The sequence below is a fragment of the Aestuariimicrobium sp. Y1814 genome (assembly GCF_050113895.1).
Lineage (GTDB): Bacteria > Actinomycetota > Actinomycetes > Propionibacteriales > Propionibacteriaceae > Aestuariimicrobium.
The window spans coordinates 238263-258598 of record NZ_JBNJRW010000003.1 but is presented as its reverse complement, the minus strand read 5'-3'; the positions used below and the strand labels follow the sequence as shown (position 1 = coordinate 258598).

Below are 20336 nucleotides of genomic sequence, written 5' to 3'. Positions count from 1 at the left end.
GGCTACCCCACGAGCAGGTCGAGGACGATGCCGTCGGCGAGCAGCCGGCCGGGCAGGGTCAGCCGGACGTGGTCGTCGACGAGTTCGGCGTGCCCTGAGCTGACCCACCGCTGGAGCCGGGAGCGTTCGTCCGGGGTGAGGGCTGCCAGCGGCAGGCCGTCGGCGATGCGCAGTTCGAGCAGGACGCGTTCCTCGTGGCGTTGTTCGGGGGTGAGTCGCTCGCGGCCCACCGCCGCCGGACGCCCCTCGGCCAGGGCGCGGGTGTACTTGGCTGGGTGCTTGTGGTTCCACCAGCGCACCCCGTTGACGTGGGAGTGGGCGCCGGGTCCGAAGCCCCACCAGTCCTGGGAGCGCCAGTAGGCGAGGTTGTGCTCACTGCGGTGCAGGCGGTGGTCGCGGGGACGGGCCCAGTTGCTGACCTCGTAATTCTGGTAGCCGGCGGCGGCGAGCACCTGTTCGGCGAGCAGGTACTTGTCGGCGTGGTCGTCCTCGCTGGGCATGGGGATCTCGCCGCGCTTGACCCTAGCGGCGAAGCGGGTGCCCTCCTCGACGATCAGGGAGTAGGCGCTGACGTGGTCGACCTCGGCCGACAGCACCGCGTCCAGGCTGGTGGAGAAGTCGTCGAGTGATTCACCGGGGGTGCCCATGATCAGGTCGAGGCTGATGTCGCTGAACCCCGCGCGGCGGGCCATGGCGACCACCTCGAGGGCCCGGCCGGGGGTGTGGGTGCGGTCGAGCAGGGCCAGGACGTGGGGCACGGCCGACTGCATGCCGAGGCTCAGGCGGGTGAACCCGGCGGCGAGCAGCCCGTCGAGCCATTCCTCGGTGACCGACTCGGGGTTGGCCTCGGTGGTGACCTCGGCGTCGTCGACCAGGCCGAACCCGTCGCGCAGGTGGGCGAGCAGGCCGGCCAGGTCGGTGGCCGGCACCAGGGAGGGCGTGCCGCCGCCGAAGAAGACGGTGGTCAGCCGGCGCTGGGGGGTCACGGGGCGCTGGGGGGTCAGCGCGGCGATGGCGGCGTCGATCTCGGCGTGCATGCCCTGGAGCCAGCCGTCCATGCCGGTGGCGTCGCCGAGCTCACCTGCGGTGTAGGTGTTGAAGTCGCAGTAGCCGCAGCGGGTGGTGCAGAACGGCACGTGGAGGTAGGCGCTGAGGGTGGTGGTGTCCTCGACGGTGAGCTCGGGCGGCAGCGGGCCGTCGGCGGGGACGTCCTCACCGTCGGGTTGCTGGGATGCCATGGGCAGCGAGCCTACCGTTCGGGCTCGGATTATGCCGACGGCGAAGTTTGGACTCGATTCGGTCTCAACGCAGGGGGTGCCGTAGTACTTGCAGCGACAAGTTTCTAGTATCCCCAGCATGAATCTGAATCGTCGTCACCTCTTTGCTGCCGCCAGCGGGCTCGCCGCTGCAGCGACCCTGGCTGCCTGTGGTTCCAACGATGGGGGCCTCAGCTCGTCGTCCGCGCCGCAATCCACCGGCGGCGGGGGCAATGTCGCGCTCACCCAGTGGTACCACGAGTACGGCGAGGCCGGTGTGAAGGAGGCGGTGGAGAAGTACGCCGCCGAGTACCCCAACGCGCAGGTCACCGCCGTGTGGAACCCCGGCGACTACGCCCAGAAGCTCGGCGCGGCGCTGTTGACCAATGACTTCCCCGATGTCTTCGAGTCCGAGCAGGGCGCCAGCCTGGACATGATCCAGCAGGGGCAGGTTGCCGACCTGACCGACATCGTGGCCCCGGTCGAGGCCGAGTTTGCGCCGGCGGTGATGAAGCGGTTCAAGTTCGAGGACAAGTACTTCGCGATCCCGCAGGTCATCGACATGCAGCTGCTGTACTACCGCAAGTCGGTGCTGGAGGCGGCCGGGGTGCAGCCCCCGCAGACCTTCGCCGAGCTGGCCGATGCCGCCAATGCGGTCGCCACCGACGACATGGGCGGGTTCTTCGCCGGCAACGACGGTGGAGTCGGTGTGCTGGGCACCATGTTCATCTGGGCTGCCGGGCTCGAGCAGTTCGACGAGGAGCGCACCAAGGCGACCTTCACCGAGACCTCGTTCTACGACGCGCTGGTCGCCTACCGTGACTTCTCCAAGACCAAGGGCCTGCTGCAGTCGGCCTCGGCCGAGTGGTACGACGGTGCCGCCTTCGTCAACGGCGAGACCGCGATGCAGTGGGGTGGGCTGTGGTCGATGCCTGACATCCAGGCTGCTCACGGTGATGACTTCGGTGTGGTCGCCTTCCCCGCCATCGGCGGCAGCGGACGAGTGGCTGTGCCGTTCGGTGCGTTCGGTGCCTGCGTCGCGGCCAAGGGGGCGAACGTGGATGCTGCCAAGGAGTTCGTGAAGTGGCTGTGGATCGACCAGGAGGACAAGCAGGTCGAGTTCGCCGATGCCTTCGGTACCCACATTCCCGCCAAGACGGCGCTGGTGTCGCGGGCCTCGAAGCTGGCGGAAGGCCCCGGTGCCGATGCGGCCAAGTTCGTCGCCGAGAACGGGTTCACCAACGACATCATGTGGACCGGCCCGCTGGGCCAGGCCTACAGCGCCGCGGTCACCAACGTGATCAAGCGGGACGCCGACCCGGCGGCCGAGTTCACGAGTGTCGGTGAGCTGGCCGCCACTGAGCTGCAGCGCGTCAAGGGCTGATGCCCCCGGGGACCACTCCCGTGGAGCCCGCCACCCGACAGTTGTCGCGGTGGCGGGCCTTCCGCGGTTTTCAGGGCCGCAACCTGTGGTACATGGCGTTCTTCGCGCCATTCCTGGTGGGCCTGGTGGTGTTCGTCTACATCCCCATCGCGTGGAGCGTCTACCTATCGTTCTTCGATGCCCGCAACACGATCAACCCGACGAACTTCGTCGGGTTGGACAACTACCGCTACCTGTTCGCCAGTGACCTGTTCGTCAGTTCGTTGCTGGTGTTCGTGGTGTTCGCGATCTTCATCGTGCCGTTGACCTATGTGTGTTCGCTGGGGCTGGCGCTGCTGTTGCAGGGGGCCCGGTGGGGGCAGGCATTCTTCCGGTCGGTGTTCTTCATCCCGACCGCGGTGTCGTACGTGATCGCTGCGATGGTGTGGCGGTTGAGTTTCTTCAACGGGGCCAGGTTTGGGTTGGCCAACTCGATCCTGCGTGACCTGGGTGGGGAGAACGTCAACTGGTTGGGCGGGACGAACTACTGGTACTGGCCGGTGGTGATCTCCCTGCGGTTGTGGCTGCAGGTCGGGTTCTACATGATCCTGCTGATTGCGGGGTTGAACCGGATTCCCACCGACACCTACGAGGCGGCCGCGATCGACGGCGCCACCGGGTGGCGGAGGTTGCGCTACATCACGTTGCCGCAGTTGCGCCCGACGACCATCGCGGTGCTGATGCTGCTGTTGATCGGGGCCTTCCAGGCGTTCGACGAGTTCTACAACCTGTTCGGGAGCATCGGCAGTTACCCACCCTATGCCCGGCCGCCGCTGGTGCACATGTACTTGATCAGTCTCGGTGGTGGGCAGCAGGACCTCGGCCTGGGTGGTGCGGCGACGGTCATCATCACCAGCATCATCGTGCTGTTCGGGCTGGCGCAGAACTGGCTGCTCGGGCGGGCGGATCGCAGGGAGGCCAAGCAGTCATGAGCATGGTCGGTGGGCGTCGTTCCAAGGTCGTCAATGTGGTGCGCTACGTGGTGCTGGTGGTGTTGGCGCTGTTCTTCCTGCTGCCGTTCTACGTGATCGTGCGCAACGCGTTCAGCACGAACCAGAGCATCATCGCGGCCCAGTGGCAGTGGATTCCTCAGGAGTGGGACTTCTCGGTGATCAGCCGGATGTTCGCCGACCAGAACCTCGACCTTGCGGGTGCGTTGGTGAACTCGGCGGTGACGGCGGTGCTGCAGACGTTGGCGACGGTGGTGATCTCGCTGCTGGCCGGTTATGCGCTGGCACGGCTCAAGAACTGGGTCGGGAAGTTGTTCATGGTGCTGACGGTGCTGACGTTGATGGTGCCGATGGCGGTGGTGTTCCTGCCGATGTTCGTGATGACGGCCAACTTCGGGTGGATCGACACCTACCGCGGGCTGATCATCCCGATCATGTTCTCTGCCTTCGCGACGTTCATGTTCCACACCGCGTTCGTGAACTTCCCCGCCGAACTGGAAGAGGCGGCCCTCATCGACGGCGCCAACCCCTTCACCACGTTCTGGAAGGTGGTGGTGCCCAACTGCAGCGGCATCATCGGGGCCGTCGGCGCGATCACCTTCATCGGCGCCTGGAACGCGTTCCTGTGGCCGCTCCTGGTCACTCGCGGCAGCACGACGACCGTGCAGTTGGCTCTGAGCCGGTTCATGACCAGCCAGGGTGTGCGCTACCCGGAACTGTTCGCCGGCGGCCTGGTCGCGATCGTGCCAGTGGTGGTCGTCTTCCTGGTGCTGCAGCGCTACCTCGTGCAGGGCGTCGAAACCTCCGGCATCAAGTAGGGCCAGCCGCTGCCCACCAGCCCCCGGGGGGAGACACCACACAGGGCCCTGCCCCGGCCGCCACCCGAGCCCCGGCCGGGGCGCTCGCAAGCTCGCTCGGCACTGCTGCCTCCTTGTCAGCAGTGCCGAGTGACCCCACGCATGCTCCCTCTGGGCCCTCAGGGAGCTCGTCGGGACAGGTTTTGTCAGTGCCCCATGTGAGGCTCGAGCCAGCGGACAGGACTGATTCGACCAGCACAGGTCTCACCCGGCCAGGACAGGTCTGATCGGCGAGGACCACAGGGGGCAATGATGTGGAAGGGATTCGGGGGCTACGGCCCACCACGCGGCGCCGAGCCGGAACCGGCCCATTCGGAGGAACCGGCAGGGTTCGACGTGATCGGGATCATCCTGCGCTGCCGCCGCACCGCAGACCTGTCCCAGCGCGACCTCGCGGCCCTGCTCGGCGTGTCCCCCACCACCGTGGCCCGGTGGGAGACCGGCGAACGCGTCCCCACCGCCGCCGCGCTGGCCACCATCACCGAACTGGCCGGCTATCGGCTCCTCCTGGTCGACCACGAGGACCAGCCCGTCCCACCTGTTCCCCGTGACACCGTGCGTGACCGCGGCGGCCGACGCGTCCCGGTCCACCTCGACGTGGTCCTCGCCCAGGACATCGCCTGGCGCCCACCTGCGCACGACCCCGGCCTGTCGTGGGGTTGGGTCCGCCAGACCATCCACACCCCACGACGCCCATGGCGTGACTACCAGCGCGACCGCCACGCCCACACCCCGCTCGAGGAGGCACCCGGGTGCGTCCCGTTCCACACCCAGGCGGGCGGTCTGACCAGGCACTGCCGCGACATCCCCACCCCGCGTGACCACGCCCACTGGTGGGCCCTGGTCCAGCACCGCCGCGCCGCCCATCTGGAAGCCCAGCGAGCCGCCCACCAGGCAGCCCTGCAACGCCACCGCGACCTGAACCCCCCGCCGGGCCCAGAACCTGAACCCGAGCACTGCACCTGCGACATCGACTGCCTCAACTCACCCGGCTGCACCACCGCCTGCCCGTGCCAGTGCGAACCCGCCCTCGACGCCCCAGGGCACCATCCCGGCGGCGGGTGAGGAGCCGAGGGCCGGTGAGGGCCCCTCAGACCTTCTTGTCCTTCTCCTTGCCGCCCTCACCGGTCTGCAGCGCCGCCACAAACGCCTCCTGGGGCACCTCCACGCGACCGACCATCTTCATGCGCTTCTTCCCCTCCTTCTGCTTCTCGAGCAGCTTGCGCTTGCGGCTGATGTCACCGCCGTAGCACTTGGCCAGCACGTCCTTGCGCATGGCGCGGATGGTCTCGCGGGCGATCACCCGTGACCCGATCGCCGCCTGGATCGGCACCTCGAACTGCTGGCGGGGAATCAGTTCCTTCAACTTGCCTGCCATGGCCACCCCGTACGAGTACGCCTTGTCGCGGTGCACGATCGAACTGAATGCGTCCACCGGGTCACCGTGCAGCAGGATGTCCACCTTCACCAGGTCGGCCGCCTCCTCGCCGTCCTCGTCGTAGTCCAGCGACGCATAACCCTTCGTCTTCGACTTCAGCGCATCGAAGAAGTCGAACACGATCTCGGCCAGCGGCAGCCGGTACCGGATCTCGACGCGGTCCTCCGACAGGTAGTCCAGCCCCAGCTGCACCCCACGACGGTTCTGGCACAACTCCAGGATGACCCCGATGTACTCACTCGGCGCCAGGATCGTCGCCTTGACCATCGGCTCGAAGACCTGGTCGATCTTCCCCTCCGGGTACTCCGACGGGTTGGTGACGATGTGCTCCTTGCCGTCCTCCATGACGACCCGGTACACCACGTTCGGTGCGGTCGAAATCAGGTCCAGGTTGAACTCCGACTCCAGCCGCTCACGGGTGATCTCCATGTGCAGCAGCCCCAGGAACCCGATCCGGAAGCCGAAGCCCAGCGCGGTCGAGGTCTCCGGCTCATAGGTCAGCGCCGCGTCATTGAGCTGCAGCTTCTCCAACGCCTCACGCAACTCGGTGAACTCGTCCCCGTCGATCGGGTACAGGCCCGCGAAGACCATCGGGTTCGGGTCCTTGTAGCCACCCAGGCTCTCCTGCGCCGGCCTCGCCAGCGACGTCACCGTGTCACCCACCCGCGACTGACGCACATCCTTCACGCCGGTGATCAAGTAGCCCACCTCGCCGACGCCGATCGCGTCCTCCTTGCGGGGCTCCGGTGAAATCACCCCCACCTCGAGCACCTCGTGGGCCGCCTTCGTCGACATCATCTGGATGCGTTCCCGGTGGCTGAGTTCCCCGTCCACCACCCGCACGTAGGTGACCACCCCGCGGTAGGTGTCGTAGACCGAGTCGAAAATCATCGCCCGCGCGGGCGCACTCTTGTCCCCCACCGGCGCCGGCACCTGCGCCACGATCTCGTCCAGCAGCTCAGCGACACCCTCACCGGTCTTGGCGCTGACCCGCAGCACCTCACTGGGGTCACAGCCGATGATCCCGGCCAGCTCAGCCGCGTACTTCTCGGGGTTGGCGCTGGGCAGGTCAATCTTGTTCAGCACCGGGATGATGTGCAGGTCCGCCTCGATCGCCAGGTACAGGTTCGCCAGGGTCTGCGCCTCGATGCCCTGGGCCGCATCCACCAGCAGTACCGCACCTTCGCAGGCCGCCAGCGACCGCGACACCTCGTAGGTGAAGTCGACGTGGCCGGGCGTGTCGATCATGTTCAGCACATGGGTCGTCCCGTCGACCTGCCAGGGCATCCGCACGGCCTGGGACTTGATGGTGATCCCGCGCTCGCGTTCGATGTCCATCCGGTCGAGGTACTGCGCCCTCGCCGCGCGGGCGTCGACAACCTCGGTCAACTGCAGCATCCGGTCGGCCAGGGTCGACTTGCCGTGGTCGATGTGGGCGATGATGCAGAAGTTCCGGATGACCTCGGGAGCGGTCGAACCGGGAGCGGGTGAACCATTGACAGCAGCGGGCATTCAGTGGATCCAGTCGAAGTCGGTCGGTGGGCGGCAGCGGATGTGCGCCTGACGCGCCATTCTCTCACGTCCCGCCGAGGACGACACGCTGCCAGCCCCGCACCGCGTTGAACCGGGCCAACTCGTCAGCCCGCCGCAGGTCCTCGGGCCACAACTGCCCCTCGACCAGCACCCCGCCGGCGAGCAGCTCGGCCCGCGTCGTCCCCGGCAGGCACCCCGATTCCACCGGCGGGGTCACCCACCGGTCCCCGAACCGCGCGGCGAGGTTCGCGATGGTGGTCTCGGTGACCTCGCCGCGTTCGTTGACCAGCACCACATCGTCGGCCTGCGGGTGACGGGCTGCCGCCGCCTCGTACCGCGCCCGCTGCGTGGTCTTGTGCCGGACGAAAGGGTCGCTGCCGGGTGTCGCCTCGCTGTCGACCACCACCCGCACGGGGCCGGCGTCCGCCGGGGGCAGGTCGGCGACCTCGACGCTTGGCACGCCCTGCTGGTCGACCTGCAGCCGTAGCCGCGCAGGCCGATCCCTTTCGACCACTGCCGCCGCGAGGGCGCCCTCGATCCTGTCCTGGTCCCAGTCAATGTCGAAGTAGGCAGCGCTGGCCCTGGCCCGGTCGCGGTGGCGCGACCACCGCCGCAGCCCCTCGTCCGGGGACCAGTGCATCGTCTCGAGCAGGCTGAACCGGGCCGGCGCCCGGCTGAGCACCTCCGCCTTCAGCACCGCCTCGGCGAACTCACCGGCGGCGGTCGAATCATGGGTGACCCCTCCCCCGGTCCCGTACCAGGCCGTGCCCCGCTCCCGGTCGACCAGCACCGTGCGGATGCCGACATTGAACGTCCACCGCGGCCCGCAAGGCCCAGGCCCCCCGAAACCGATCGCCCCGCAGTAGACACCCCGGGGAGTGGTCTCCAGCTCGGCGATGATCCCCATCGTCGACGACCTCGGCGCCCCGGTGATCGACGCGCACGGGAACAGTGCGGTGAACACGTCGACCAATCCGATGCCCGGCCTGGTGCGGGCGCCGACTCCGGAGGTGAGCTGCCAGACGGTGTCGTAGCGTTCGGCCGCGAACAGGTCGTGCACCGCGACGGTGCCGGGAACCGCCACCCTGGCCAGGTCGTTGCGGACCATGTCGACGATCATCAAGTTCTCGGCGCGGTCCTTGGCCGAGGCCAGCAGCCCGGCGCGCGCCGCCTCGTCGGCGGCGGCATCGACGCCGCGGCGGGCAGTCCCCTTCATCGGACGACACTCCAGCCGGTCACCGGACCGGTCCAGGAACAGCTCGGGCGAGGCCGAGACCACGGCCCATCGTCCGGTGTCGATGAAGGCCCCGAAGCCGCCCCGCTGGGCGTGGGCGATGCGGCCGTACAGGTCGGCGGGGTCCGCGTCGAAGTCGGCGGCCATCCGGAAGGTGTGGTTGACCTGGTAGGTCTCGCCGCGGGCGATCCGTTCGCGAATGTCGGCCACATCCCGGGCGTGCCGAGCCGCATCGATGGTGGGCCGCCACCGGCCCGGGACCACGTCGCCGCTGGGCGGTTCGGCACGTTCGCGGCGTTCGAAGACGGCGAAGAAGGCCAACGGCAGGTCTTCGAAGGGGGTGCCGGCCACGTCACGCACGGTGAACGAGTCGTCGAAGGCGGGGGCCGCCTCGTAGCTGACCCAGCCGGCGACCCAGCGGCCGGCGGCGACCTCGGCCTCGGCTCGGGCCAGCACCCCAGGCACCTCGTCCGGGGTGTGGGCGCGCAGCTCGGCGACCAGCCCCTGCAGCCGGAAGCAGCGGCGACGCTGCGGGCGCAGGTCGTCGAAGCGGGCCGTGGTGGTCATGAGGGCGATTGTGTCAGGCTGGGGCGATGACCACGAACACCCCGGAACCGCTGCAGGATCGCGCCGCCGGTGCGCTGCTCGGGCTGGCCGCCGGTGATGCGGTGGGCACCACGCTGGAGTTCAAACCCCCGGGCAGTTTCGCGCCACTGACCGACCTGGTCGGCGGCGGCCCCTTCAACCTCGAGCCCGGGCAGTGGACCGACGACACCTCCATGGCCCTGTGCCTGGCCGAATCACTGGTCGAGTGCGGCGGTATGGACCTCGCCGACCAGCTGCAGCGCTACCTGCGCTGGCGCGACGAGGGCCACTGGTCCTCGACCAGGCACTGCTTCGACATCGGCAACGCCACCAGCCACCAGCTGAACCGTTTCCAGCGCACCGGTGAGGTGGTCGACCCCCACGTCGACCAGGAGGCCGCCGCCAACGGGTCCCTGATGCGGTTGGCACCGGTGCCGATCCGCTGGCACGCCGACCCGCGGGTGGCCGCCGAACGTTCGGCCGAATCGAGCCTGCCGACCCACGCCGCCGATCGTCCGGTCGACACCTGCCGGGTGTTGGGGGCGATGACCGCCGCGCTGGTCGCCGGGCGGACCCCTGGTGAGGTCTTCGACCCCCAGTTCTGGCAGTTCGGCGACCTGCACCCCCAGGTGGAGGCGGTCACCCGCGGCTCCTGGGTCGGCAAACAGCCCCCACAGATCCGCGGGACGGGGTTCTGCATCGACGCCCTCGAGGCGGCGATCTGGGCCGTCGCCGGGGCCGACGACTTCCGGGCGGCCGTGCTTCGGGCGGCGAACCTGGGCGATGACGCCGACACCACCGCCGCCATCGCCGGCCAGTTGGCCGGAGCCCGCTGGGGTGCCTCGGGCATCCCGGCGCACTGGCGGGAACAGCTCACCTTCGGCGACCGGATCGAGGCGCTGGCGCTGAGGCTGCTCGACGACGGCCGGGCCGAAGCCACCAGACATCGCCAATCCCAGCCCGAGAACCTGTTCGAGTGAGACGGTGGTGCCATGGCACAGACCGCAACACTGACCTTCCTGGGTGCCTCGGGCACCGTGACCGGTTCGAAGTACCTGCTGAACCTTGACGGCCGCCGGGTGCTGCTCGACGTCGGCATGTTCCAGGGTGAGAAGGTCTGGCGTGACCTGAACTGGGCGGAGTTCCCCGTGGACCCCGCCACCATCAGCGACGTCGTCCTCACCCACGCCCACACCGACCACGTCGCCTACCTGCCCGCACTGGTGCGCCGCGGCTTCCGCGGGCCCGTGTGGGCCACTCGCGGCTCGATCCGCCTGGCCGAGATCGTGCTGCGCGACGCCGGCCGCCTGCAGGAGATGGAGACCGAGCAGGCCCGCGCCGGCGGCTACTCCAAACACGAGGACCCGCAGCCGCTGTTCACCTCCGAGGACGTCGAGGCCACCCTGCCGCTGTTCCGCGCGGTCGACTTCGACGTCGATGTCGACCTGGGTGAGGGCCTGGTCGCCCGCTGGACCCGCGCCGGGCACATCCTCGGCTCAGCGTCGGTGAACGTGCGCCACGGTGAGGCCCACGTGCTGCTGTCCGGCGACCTCGGACGACACGACCACCCGATCCTCAAGGGTCGCGACGTGCCCCCGGCGGCACCGTTCGTCCTGATGGAATCGACCTACGGTGACCGGGAGCACCCCGAACCCGAGGTGCCGCACGCCGACTTCGCCGACGTGATCACCCGCACCGTGGCCCGCGGCGGGCAGGTCGTGGTGCCGGCCTTCGCGATCGACCGCACCGAAACCGTGCTGATGGCGTTGAGCGAGATGTTCCGGGCCGGGCGCATTCCCGACGTGCCGGTCTTCGTCGACGGCCCGATGGCACTGTCGGCGCTCGACGTGTACCGCGACACCAGCCTGGGTGAACTGCGCGACGACGTGTCGGTGGCCGACTTCCTCGGCATGCCCCGCATCCGGGAGACCCGCAACGGTGAGGAGTCCCGCAAGATCAACAGCTACCGCGGCCCGGCGATTATCATCTCCAGCTCGGGCATGGCCGAGGGCGGCCGGGTGCTGCACCACCTGAAGCGGCTGCTGCCCGACAAGCGCAACGCCGTCGTGCTGACCGGCTACCAGGCCGAGGGCACCCGCGGGCGTGACCTCGAGGAGGGTGCCAGCCACGTGAAGATCCACGGCAAGCACATCCCTGTGCGCGCCGAGGTCGTGCGTGACCGGGAGTTCTCGGTGCACGGGGACTCCTCCGACCTGGTCGACTGGCTGCGTGACGTCCATGCTGACCTGGCCCCGGAAGCGGTCTACCTCGTCCACGGCGAACGCAGCGCCCAGGCCGCCCTGCAGCAACGCATCCACGACGAGCTGGGTTGGCTGCCGGTGCTGCCCCGCCACGGCGAGGTGATCTCGATCATCCCGGGCACCCCCGACCCGGACGACCTGGACCTGTCCGGCCCCGAGGACCTGCCGGGCACCAGCTACCACGTCTGACAACCCCCCGGGAAGTGACCCTGCCGCCGACAATGATGGGGCCATGTCATCGCCCGAGATGCCCGAGATGTTCGACAGGCTCACCGCGCAGGTCGGTGACTGGGCGGCCCAGCACCCGGGGCCGCCCGAAGAGTTCGAACTGTCCAGCACCCGTGAACTGACCGCCACCGACCCCGAGGGCCTGGTCAGCGTCACCATGAAGGACTTCAAGGTCGAACGCATCGATTTCGACTCCTACTGGTACGAACAGTCCGACCCCCGGCCCCGTGCCAAGGCGGTGGCCGCCGCCACCGCCGCCGCCGTCAACGCCGTGCTGACCCAGTACCTACGCGAAGAGATCCTCGAAGCCCAGTCCCACGCCCTGCCGATGAGCGAAGTCTACGAGGGCCTGAAGACCCTCTCGGCCGACTTCGAGGACGCCTTCACCCGGGCCATGGCCCGCATCCCCAGCGGGGAGGCGCAATGACCCAGGTGCAGTTCAGCCCCGAATCGTGGTCCCGCGGCGGGCAGGCCTACCTCGAGGAAGCCGCCGCGCTGCGCTCAGCGGTCTCGTCCCACCTGGCCAGCCTCGACGTCAACGCGCTGGGCTCGGGCAACGGCGGCCACCCGATCGACATCACCCTGGCCGTGGTCGTCCCGGTCGTCAAGGACGCCTTCCTGGAGGCCTGCGAGAACCTGGCCGCGAACCTCGAAGCGGTCGGCACCCTGATGAACGACACCGGCGCCGCCTACGCCGCCGTCGAGGCGGGCGCGGCCGCCGACGCCGGCCAGTCCACCACCCTGTGAGCGAAGGATCCCCTCATGGCACTCACCCTTCCCGGTTGGCTGGTCGAGGCCATCCGCTACCTCGGCAAGGAGTTCCCGCAGACCAACGAGGACGCCCTGTTCCAGTGGGCATCCCAGCTGCGGGCCATGTCGGGGGTCTTCGAGCAGTCCAATGCGGCGCTCGCCCAGGCGGTCTCCCACCTGCAGTCCCACAACGAGGGCCCCGCCCTGGCGGCGTTCAGCAGCCAGGCCACCGGCCCCGACAGTGACCTGGTCACCCTCGACCGTTTCGGGGAGGGCACCGAGGTCGCCGCGCAGGGCTGTGAGATCTGCGGCTACGCGGTGGTGACCCTGAAGGGTGTGGTGCTGTTCCAGCTGGCGCTGCTGGCCCCGGCGCTGGCGGCGGGCCCGGTCAGCTTCCTGCTGAAACGTGGCGTCGAGTACGCCATCGACCGGGCCGTCGAGCTGGCCATCACCAAGATCCTGGAGGCGTGAGGATGGCGACCAGGGTTCCCTCGGCCGCACTGCGTGGCCCGTTCCGCCGGTTGGCGGCGAAGCTGAAGGTCGTCGAGTTCAACCCGCGCCGCTACGACGCGGGCACCAAGGGTGGGCTGGCCCCCAACCAGTACTACCGCGCCGGCAAGACCGGCCCCGGCAAACCGAAGTACGAGTACGTCACCGACGACAAGGGACGCATCCGCGGCGCCTACGCCGAGAACCTGCAGCTCAAACCGGCCGGGCAGAAGCGTGGCTCGCACAACTCGAAGTCGAAGGGCAAACTGCCCGGGGACGACGCGGGGCACCTGTTTGCCGACCAGTTCGACGGCTCCGGTGGGCTGGACAACATCGTCTCCCAGGCCCGTGACCTCAACCAGGGCGCCTGGAAGAACATGGAGGAGGGCTGGGCCGACGCCCTGCGCAACGGCAAGACCGTCGAGGTGTTCACCGAGGTGCACTACGTCGAAGACGCGGCCAGACCATCAGGCTTTACAGTGAAGACCGTCATCGACGGGGTGCCACAACCCCCCACGAAGTTCGCCAACTAGCCCCACGAGGAGCCCCCCATGTCATCGGATGCCCAGGCCGGCGTGCAGCAGGCATACCAGGCCTACATCGAGCACACCCTGCAGGCGATGGTGGACTTCCTCGGCGAAGACAGCCCCGTCGACCGGCTGTGGGTCTACACCGACATGGCCCACGAGACCATCACCAGCCACCCCTTCTTCCGGCTGGACGGGCGCTTCCTGCACCACGGTGAACTCGCCGAGGCCGACCCCGACAACGAGTACGACGTGTGGGCACTGGTCGACGACATCGGTGACACCAGCACCGACCTCGACCTCGTCCGGGCCTGCCGCGCCGCCGGTGACGTGCCTCAGCGCATCATCAGCGTCTACGACCCCACCTCGGGTGAACTCGATTCCGAGTGGGACTACGAGGACGTCCTGCTCGACGACCAGGACAACTCCTCACGGGCGATGGACCGCTGGATCCGGACCATGGGTGGTACCCCGATCCACGGCGCCTGATCGCGGCTACTCGCGCGACCTCCGGTCTTCTAGGGTGGGCCCGTGAGCCCCGTCCCCACCCCGAGGAGAACCCGATGACCGCCCAGCCCACCCCGGCTGTTGACACCTACGCGTCGGTGGCCGGCAAGACGTTCATCGTCACCGGCGGCAACAGCGGCATCGGCGCCGAGATCTGCCGGTTCATCGGCCACAACCGGGCCAATGTGGTCATCGACTGGATCGACCGGGAAGAGAACAACCAGCCGCTGATCGACGAGATCACCGCCGCCGGCGGCCGGGCGGTCGCGGTGCGCGCCGACGTGACCAAGGTGGACGAACTGCAGACCCTGGTCGACGCGGCGGTCGAACACTTCGGGCGCCTCGACGTGATGGTCAACAACGCCGGCCTGGAGACCCGCAAGTCGCTGCTGGAATCAACCGAGCAGGACTACGACCTGACCATGAACGTCAACCTCAAGGGCGCCTACTTCGGCACCCAGCTGGCCGCCCGCCAGTTCATCGCCCAGGGTGGCGGCGGGGTGGTGGTCAACATGAGTTCGGTGCACGAGGACTGGCCCATGCCCGGCAACCACGCCTACTGCGTCAGCAAGGGTGGCATGCGGATGCTGACCCGCAACGCCGCGATCGAACTCGCCGAGCACAACATCCGGGTGGTCGGCATCGCCCCCGGCGCGGTGGCCACCCCGATGAACACCGAGTCCCCGGGGTGGCGTGAAGCCGAGCAGGCGTTGAAGCAGGAAATCCCGCTGGAACGCATTGCCACCACCGACGAGATCGCCGGCCTGGTGATGTTCCTGGCCAGTAGTCACGGCACCTACATCACCGCGACCACGATCACCGTCGATGGTGGCATTGCGCTGGAGTCCAGCGGGTTGTGAGCCGTCGGCTCAGAGGTTCCCGGCCTTGAGCTCACCGAGGATGTGGTCGGCCTGGCGCATGGCCAGGGCCACGATGGTGAGCGTCGGGTTCGCGGCGGCACCGGTGGTCATCACCGAACCGTCGCTGGCGAACAGGTTGGCCACGTCGTGGGCCTGTCCCCACCGGTTGAGCACACCGTCCTCGGGCTTCTCGCTCATCCGCAGGGTGCCCAGGTTGTGGGTGGACGGGTAGGGCGGGGTGCGGTGGGTCCACAGGGCCCCGACCGAGGAGTAGATCTGCTCGGCCACACCCCAGGCGTGCTCACGCATGGCGACGTCGTTGGCGTGGTCGTCGAAGTGGACGTTCGGCACCGGCAGGCCGTGCTGGTCCTTGACGTCCAGGTTCAGGGTGACCCGGTTGTCGGCCTGCGGCATGTCCTCACCGACGATCCACATGCCGGCCAGGTTCTCGTAGGCCTCCATGAGCTTGGCGAAGTCGGGGCCCCAGGTGCCGGGCTCGACGAACGCGGCCATGAACGGCACACCCAGCGAGAGGGTTTCCATGTAGTAGCCGCCGGCGAAGCCCCGGTTGGGGTCGTGGATGGCGTTGTCGGCGATGATGCCGGCCATGGTTTCGCCGCGGTACATGCGCACGGGCTTGTCGAAGGCCGCGTACGCCGAGGCGGTCATGTGACGCATGTAGTTGCGGCCGACCTGGCCCGAGGAGTTCGCCAAGCCGTCGGGGAACTGCGGCGAGTCGCTCATCAGCAGCAGGCGGGGCGACTCGATCGAGTTGCCAGCCACGGCCACGATGCGGGCGGCCTGCTTGTGCAGCGCGCCGGAGGCGTCCAGGTACTCCACCCCGTCGGCGAGGCCGGCGCTGTTGTGGGTGATCCGGACGGCCTGGCATTCGGGCCGCAGGTCGAGGTTGCCGGTGGCCAGTGCCCGCGGGATCTCACGCACCAGCGTCGACCACTTCGAGCCCTGCTTGTCGCCCTGGAAGTTGAAGCCGTCCTGCACGGTGGCGGGACGACCGTCGTAGGGCTGGGCGTTGGTGGCGTAGGGGCCGGTGGCGTAGTGCTTCAGCCCAGCCCGCTCGGCGCCGTTGGCGAAGACCTTGTAGTTGTTGTTCGCCGGCAGCGCGGGACGACCGTGGCGGTGGGTCGAGCCCATCGCGATCTCGGCCTTGTCGTACCAGGGCGCCATCTCTTCGTGGTCGATGGGCCAGTCGAGCAGGTTCGCCCCCTCGATCTCACCGTAGGTGGTGCGGGCCTTCCACTCGTGGGCCATGAAGCGCGGGGTGGCGCCAGCCCAGTGGGTAGTGGTGCCGCCGACGGCCTTGACGATCCAGGCCGGCAGGTTCGGGAAGTTCTTCGAGACCCGCCAGGATCCGCTGGTGGTGCGGTTGTCGAGCCAGGCCATCTGGGCGAAGGCACGCCACTCGTCGTTCTCGTAGTCGTCGCCGGTCAGGTGGGGGCCGGCTTCCAGCAGGACGCACTTGACGCCGTGGGTGGTCAGTTCGTGGGCGAGGGTGCCGCCACCGGCGCCGGAGCCGATGATGACGACAACCGGGTCGTTCAGGTCGATCGTTGCCATGATCAGTTCCCTTCGTTGGTGGCCAGCGGGACGAGTTCGACGCGGGGTTCACCCTCGTACTCGAGCACCCGCGGGTCGGGCAGCCAGTCGAGGTCGTTGAACCCGCGGTCGAGGTAGCCGCCCTTGTCGAACGAGGATCCCTCGTAGCCGAGCAGTTCCCAGACCTCGTGGTCGTCGTAGAGGGTGTTCACGGCCACGCCGTGGACCGGCAGCAGGAAGTCGGCGTCCTCACCGAGTCCGTCGATGACCTGGCGGACGGTGGCCTCGTCGGCGTCGGCGAAGGAACCGCCGGCCAGTTCGTCCACCCGGGCCAGGCCCGCGACCAGGTCCGTCTGTGCGTTGTCACGCACCGCCTCGGCGGTGCGCTGGTAGGGGCCGTCGGGGAAACTGGGGTGGGGGTAGAGCCCCCTCAGGACCGCCACCAGGGTGGCGAGCTGCTTCTCGTCCAGGTCGGGTCGCTGGGGCTCATCGGCCTCGGTCTGGTCCACCTGGATGTCATCGGGGTCAAGTTCGGGTTCGCGTCCTTCGACACTCACTGCGCTCTCCTTTGAGTCGGATGTGAGGGATTTCTCACAACCTAGGCAGCAGCGCGGCGACCCCAACAGGGTGGGTTCTCACCCAGTGATAAAGCCGGGAAGAAGTTCTCAGAGCCCCGAACGCAGCAATCCACCCACCCGGGAGGACACCGCCCGCAGGGTCGACTCGAGGACCCGTTCGCGCCCGGCGAGTCGTCCGGCCTGCCCCGAGACGGCCACCGAACCGAGCAGCCGGTTGTCGCCGGCGCGCACCGGCACCGCGGCGCAGTCCCAGCCGGCGATGAACTCCCCGAACTCCCAGGCAATGCCGCGGCGGCTGACCGTGGCCAGTTCGGCGGCCAGTGCGTCAGGTTCGGTGGTGGTGCGTGCGGTCAGCGCCACCAGGCCGTGGCGGTCGAGGTAGTCGTCGCGGTAGTCGGGGTCGAGGTCGGCGAGCAGCAGCTTGCCGAAGGCAGTGGCGTGGGGGGCCTCGTGGAAGCCGAATCGCAGCGGTTTCAGGCGGGGACAGTCGGGGGAATCGACCACGTGCACCACCACCATTTCTCCGCCGCGCAGGATCGCCAGGTAGGCCGCCAGCCCGGTGGCCTCATGCAGCCGGGTGACCTCGGCGGTCACCGGACGAGAAAGGCCGACCTGGCGGTGCAGGGACATGCCGAGCTGGTGCAGCTTGTGGCCCAGTTCGAAGCGGCCGGCCTGCACGTAGGTCAGGTAGCCGGCGCCGGTGAGTTCCTTGGCGATCCGGTAGACCGTCGGCAGCGGCACGTCGAGGGCATCGGCCAGTTCACGGGCGCTGGCACCGTTGCGATCGGCGACCACCTCGAGCATGCCGAGGGCTCGTTCGAGCTGGCCGGTGCGTGGGGGTGCAGCGGTGCGTGCGGATGACGTCGTCGTCATGGCTGTGATGCTACCGGGTATTGACGAGTGCGCCCGGGGCCTCAACGATGGGTGGCGTCAGATGACTCACCGACGAAAGGACGCCCATGTACTTCATCGCCGTCAAGTTCACCGTGAAGCCCGAGCATGTCGACAGCTGGCCCGAACGGGTCCGCGAGTTCACCGAGGCCACCCGCCAGGAGCCCGGCAACATCTTCTTCGAGTGGTCGCGCAGCCTCGAGGAGGAGAACACCTATGTGCTGGTGGAGGCCTTCACCGATGAAGGTGCCGGCCCGCACGTGAACTCCGACCACTTCAAGGCCGGACTCGAAGCGATGCGCCCGGCCATCGTCGCCACTCCCCGGATCATCAGCCGTCAGGTTGACGGCACCGGCTGGGACGAGATGGGCGAGCTCAAGATCGACTGAGCACCACCCCCGCCTCTCCGCTGAAGAACCCCGGTCCCGCCGGCGCCGCACCGTCGCGGCGTCGGCGGGGCTCGGGGTTCGGGCCCGGATTTTGGTGCCGCTGCAGGGCGCTGATAGAGTCGTGTGTCGCGCCTGCCGTGCTGGTCGGTGCACCACCCAGAACACCCCTGAACTCCTGGAGAACACCACCCCATGGCAAACATCAAGTCGCAGATGAAGCGCATCAAGACCAACGAGAAGGCGCGCCTGCGCAACAAGGCCGTCAAGTCCGAGCTGCGCACCCACGTCCGCAACTTCCGCGAGGCCGTCGAGGCCGGCGAGACCGAGAAGGCCCAGGAGCTGGCCAAGGTCGCCACCCGCGCGCTCGACAAGGCTGCCTCGAAGGGTGTCATCCACGCCAACCAGGCCGCCAACCGCAAGTCCGCCGTGGCCTCCAAGGCCGCCTCGCTCTGACCTGCTGCCACTGAACTGCTGACACCGCGCCCGCGGTGTCCACACCAGCGTCCGGATCCTCTGGGTGATCCGGGCGCTGGTTTGTGTTGTCCCGCAGCTGGCCGTTCAGCCCTGGCGGCGGGGTGTCGGCTCAGCCCTGTCGGCGGGCGGCGTCGAGCCTGCTGACCAGCTGCTCCAAGGCGAACTCCGGGTCGTGGGCGGCCCCCTTCACCGCGGCATCGGCCACCGCGACGGCACGCACACCGGCGGCGATCGCGGCGGGGCTCCACTGGCGCGACTGCTGGGCCAACTGCTTCACCTTGAACGGCGGCACCCCGATCTGGCGGGCCAGGTCACCCTCCGACATCCGCGTCGAACGCAGGTCGTGGTACTTGCCCAGCCCCCGCAGGGAACCAGCGATCGCCGAGGTGAGCAGCACCGGTGCCACGCCGGTGTCGAGGGCCCAGCGCAGCTTGAGCAGCGCATCCCCGGTGCGTCCGAACATGATGTCGTCGGCCACCGAGAAGCTGGACACTTCGGCGCGGCCGGCGAAGTAGCGGGTGATGTCGGCGACCCCGACCTGGTCGTCGGTGACGTCGCCGGCCAGTTGTTCCACCGCGCTGGCCAGGGCGCGGGCGTCGTGGCCGACGGCCTCGACCAGTGCGTCGGCCGCACCGGGAGCGAGGTCGATGCGGGCCCGTTTGGCCTCGGCCTTGACGAAGTCGGGCAGCTTCCACGGCTTGATGGCCGAGGCGTCGGCGAAGGCGACCTTGGCCTTCTTGAGCTGGTCGACCAGCCGCTTGCCCTTCACTCCCCCGGAGTGCACGAGCACCAGCGCCAGGTCGTCCGAGGGGTGGGCGGCGGTCTCAGCGACCAAGTCGAACAGGCCCTGGTCGAGGCCCGAGATGTCCTCGAGCACCACGATCGAGGCGGACGAGAACAGTGACCCGCCGACCAGTTCGCTGAAGCTGCCGGCATCGAGGGTGGCCGCGTCGACCCGGTGCACGTCGGCGTCCGGCTCGGCCCGGCGGGCCGCGGCCACGAAGGTCTGGACCGCCCGCTCGGCCAGCAGGGATTCAGGTCCCTGCACGAACAGTGAGCTGCCCAGCATCAGACCAACGGCCAGAACAGGTCGGTGCGCAGGGTGGCCGGGTCGGTCTCAGGGGTGGGGTCGGTGACGTAGACCTCCCACATCGAGGGGCCGACTTGGCGTCCCTGCTCAGAGATCCACCCGAACAGTTCCTGCCACGCCCCACCCAGGCCGTCATAGGCACCCACGTAGGAGGCATGCGCCAACTCACCGCCGGGCAGTTCACCGGGGACGACCTCACCGGCGGCGGCGACCACGGCGTCGGTGACGAAGCCGACCTCGAGGTCGACGGTCTCGGCGGGCATGCTGAGGTAGTGCCCGAACGCCCCCTGGACGCCGATCCCCTGCGCGGCGGCAGCCTCGTAGGCGGCGGGGAAGGCCTTGTCATAGAACTCACGGATCCGGTCCATGGGCACGGTGCCGCGGACGACCGCGGTGTGCTGCGGGTCGGCAGTGATGATGGCTGGGTTTTCGAGCATGCCCCCATGCTTGCACGCCGCCCCG

At 68.7% G+C, this 20336-nt stretch carries 22 protein-coding genes; 14 read left to right on the top strand and 8 right to left on the bottom strand.

The window, feature by feature from the left end:
• Positions 1–2: 2 nt before the first annotated feature.
• Positions 3–1238, bottom strand: coding sequence for a radical SAM family heme chaperone HemW (gene hemW / locus ACQE3C_RS05385; RefSeq protein WP_434538147.1), 1236 nt, complete (start codon positions 1236–1238; stop codon positions 3–5).
• 118 nt (positions 1239–1356) lie between these two features.
• On the opposite strand from hemW, the gene ACQE3C_RS05380 reads away from it, so the two are divergent.
• The 4 genes from ACQE3C_RS05380 to ACQE3C_RS05365 all read left to right on the top strand — a co-directional run bounded on the left by ACQE3C_RS05380 (position 1357) and on the right by ACQE3C_RS05365 (position 5551).
• A complete protein-coding gene (locus tag ACQE3C_RS05380) occupies positions 1357–2640 on the top strand; it encodes an ABC transporter substrate-binding protein (protein WP_434538146.1) in 1284 nt (427 codons plus the stop codon).
• Entirely contained in the window at positions 2640–3611 is a 972-nt protein-coding gene (locus ACQE3C_RS05375; protein ID WP_434538145.1) for a carbohydrate ABC transporter permease, read from the top strand. The genes ACQE3C_RS05380 and ACQE3C_RS05375 overlap by 1 nt, the downstream gene beginning before the upstream one ends.
• A complete protein-coding gene (locus ACQE3C_RS05370) occupies positions 3608–4447 on the top strand; it encodes a carbohydrate ABC transporter permease (protein ID WP_434538144.1) in 840 nt (279 codons plus the stop codon). Before ACQE3C_RS05375 ends, ACQE3C_RS05370 begins: the two co-directional genes overlap by 4 nt.
• Before the next feature lie 288 nt (positions 4448–4735).
• Positions 4736–5551 (top strand): helix-turn-helix domain-containing protein, encoded by an 816-nt coding sequence (locus ACQE3C_RS05365; protein ID WP_434538143.1) that lies wholly within the window; start codon positions 4736–4738, stop codon positions 5549–5551.
• Between the two features lie 25 nt (positions 5552–5576).
• On the opposite strand, the gene lepA is transcribed toward ACQE3C_RS05365, so the two are convergent.
• On the bottom strand, positions 5577–7436 hold the full coding sequence (gene lepA / locus ACQE3C_RS05360) for a translation elongation factor 4 (RefSeq protein WP_434538142.1): 1860 nt from the start codon (positions 7434–7436) through the stop codon (positions 5577–5579).
• A 64-nt stretch (positions 7437–7500) separates the two neighbouring features.
• Complete coding sequence (locus tag ACQE3C_RS05355; protein WP_434538141.1) at positions 7501–9258, bottom strand: chorismate-binding protein; 1758 nt, start codon at positions 9256–9258, stop codon at positions 7501–7503.
• Positions 9259–9284: 26 nt separating this feature from the next.
• Between ACQE3C_RS05355 and ACQE3C_RS05350 the strand changes: the two genes are divergently transcribed.
• The 8 genes from ACQE3C_RS05350 (at position 9285) to ACQE3C_RS05315 (ending at position 14898) form a co-directional block, all read left to right on the top strand.
• Positions 9285–10256 carry an ADP-ribosylglycohydrolase family protein gene (locus ACQE3C_RS05350; protein WP_434538140.1) on the top strand — a complete coding sequence of 324 codons (972 nt, stop codon included), beginning with the start codon at positions 9285–9287 and terminating at the stop codon, positions 10254–10256.
• Positions 10257–10268: 12 nt separating this feature from the next.
• Complete coding sequence (locus tag ACQE3C_RS05345; protein WP_434538139.1) at positions 10269–11726, top strand: MBL fold metallo-hydrolase RNA specificity domain-containing protein; 1458 nt, start codon at positions 10269–10271, stop codon at positions 11724–11726.
• A gap of 43 nt (positions 11727–11769) precedes the next feature.
• A complete protein-coding gene (locus ACQE3C_RS05340) occupies positions 11770–12192 on the top strand; it encodes a hypothetical protein (protein ID WP_434538138.1) in 423 nt (140 codons plus the stop codon).
• Positions 12189–12512: a hypothetical protein gene (locus ACQE3C_RS05335; protein ID WP_434538137.1), complete on the top strand. Its 324-nt coding sequence runs from the start codon at positions 12189–12191 to the stop codon at positions 12510–12512. The genes ACQE3C_RS05340 and ACQE3C_RS05335 overlap by 4 nt, the downstream gene beginning before the upstream one ends.
• 15 nt (positions 12513–12527) lie before the next feature.
• Positions 12528–12986 carry a hypothetical protein gene (locus tag ACQE3C_RS05330; RefSeq protein ID WP_434538136.1) on the top strand — a complete coding sequence of 153 codons (459 nt, stop codon included), beginning with the start codon at positions 12528–12530 and terminating at the stop codon, positions 12984–12986.
• A gap of 2 nt (positions 12987–12988) precedes the next feature.
• A complete protein-coding gene (locus ACQE3C_RS05325) occupies positions 12989–13537 on the top strand; it encodes a DNA/RNA non-specific endonuclease (RefSeq protein ID WP_434538135.1) in 549 nt (182 codons plus the stop codon).
• A gap of 18 nt (positions 13538–13555) precedes the next feature.
• Positions 13556–14020, top strand: a complete 465-nt coding sequence (locus ACQE3C_RS05320; RefSeq protein ID WP_434538134.1) for a hypothetical protein — start codon at positions 13556–13558, stop codon at positions 14018–14020.
• Between the two features lie 74 nt (positions 14021–14094).
• On the top strand, positions 14095–14898 hold the full coding sequence (locus tag ACQE3C_RS05315) for an SDR family NAD(P)-dependent oxidoreductase (protein ID WP_434538133.1): 804 nt from the start codon (positions 14095–14097) through the stop codon (positions 14896–14898).
• 9 nt (positions 14899–14907) lie between these two features.
• Here the strand turns inward: ACQE3C_RS05315 and ACQE3C_RS05310 are convergent, their stop codons facing one another.
• From ACQE3C_RS05310 to ACQE3C_RS05300, 3 genes are all read right to left on the bottom strand, one after another.
• Positions 14908–16473, bottom strand: a complete 1566-nt coding sequence (locus ACQE3C_RS05310) for a GMC family oxidoreductase (protein WP_434538132.1) — start codon at positions 16471–16473, stop codon at positions 14908–14910.
• 2 nt (positions 16474–16475) lie between these two features.
• Entirely contained in the window at positions 16476–17009 is a 534-nt protein-coding gene (locus ACQE3C_RS05305; protein WP_434538131.1) for a hypothetical protein, read from the bottom strand.
• Between the two features lie 108 nt (positions 17010–17117).
• The gene (locus ACQE3C_RS05300; RefSeq protein WP_434538130.1) at positions 17118–17903 is read right to left on the bottom strand and encodes an IclR family transcriptional regulator; all 786 of its coding nucleotides are present in this window, start codon (positions 17901–17903) and stop codon (positions 17118–17120) included.
• Positions 17904–17989: 86 nt separating this feature from the next.
• Between ACQE3C_RS05300 and ACQE3C_RS05295 the strand changes: the two genes are divergently transcribed.
• Together ACQE3C_RS05295 and rpsT are read left to right on the top strand one after the other, a co-directional pair.
• Complete coding sequence (locus tag ACQE3C_RS05295; protein WP_434538129.1) at positions 17990–18310, top strand: putative quinol monooxygenase; 321 nt, start codon at positions 17990–17992, stop codon at positions 18308–18310.
• Positions 18311–18502: 192 nt separating this feature from the next.
• A complete protein-coding gene (gene rpsT / locus ACQE3C_RS05290) occupies positions 18503–18763 on the top strand; it encodes a 30S ribosomal protein S20 (RefSeq protein WP_434538128.1) in 261 nt (86 codons plus the stop codon).
• 130 nt (positions 18764–18893) lie between these two features.
• On the opposite strand, the gene holA is transcribed toward rpsT, so the two are convergent.
• Both holA and ACQE3C_RS05280 read right to left on the bottom strand, forming a co-directional pair.
• Positions 18894–19853 carry a DNA polymerase III subunit delta gene (gene holA, locus ACQE3C_RS05285; RefSeq protein WP_434538127.1) on the bottom strand — a complete coding sequence of 320 codons (960 nt, stop codon included), beginning with the start codon at positions 19851–19853 and terminating at the stop codon, positions 18894–18896.
• The gene (locus ACQE3C_RS05280; RefSeq protein WP_434538126.1) at positions 19853–20311 is read right to left on the bottom strand and encodes a GyrI-like domain-containing protein; all 459 of its coding nucleotides are present in this window, start codon (positions 20309–20311) and stop codon (positions 19853–19855) included. The genes holA and ACQE3C_RS05280 overlap by 1 nt, the downstream gene beginning before the upstream one ends.
• Between the last annotated feature and the right edge of the window lie 25 nt (positions 20312–20336).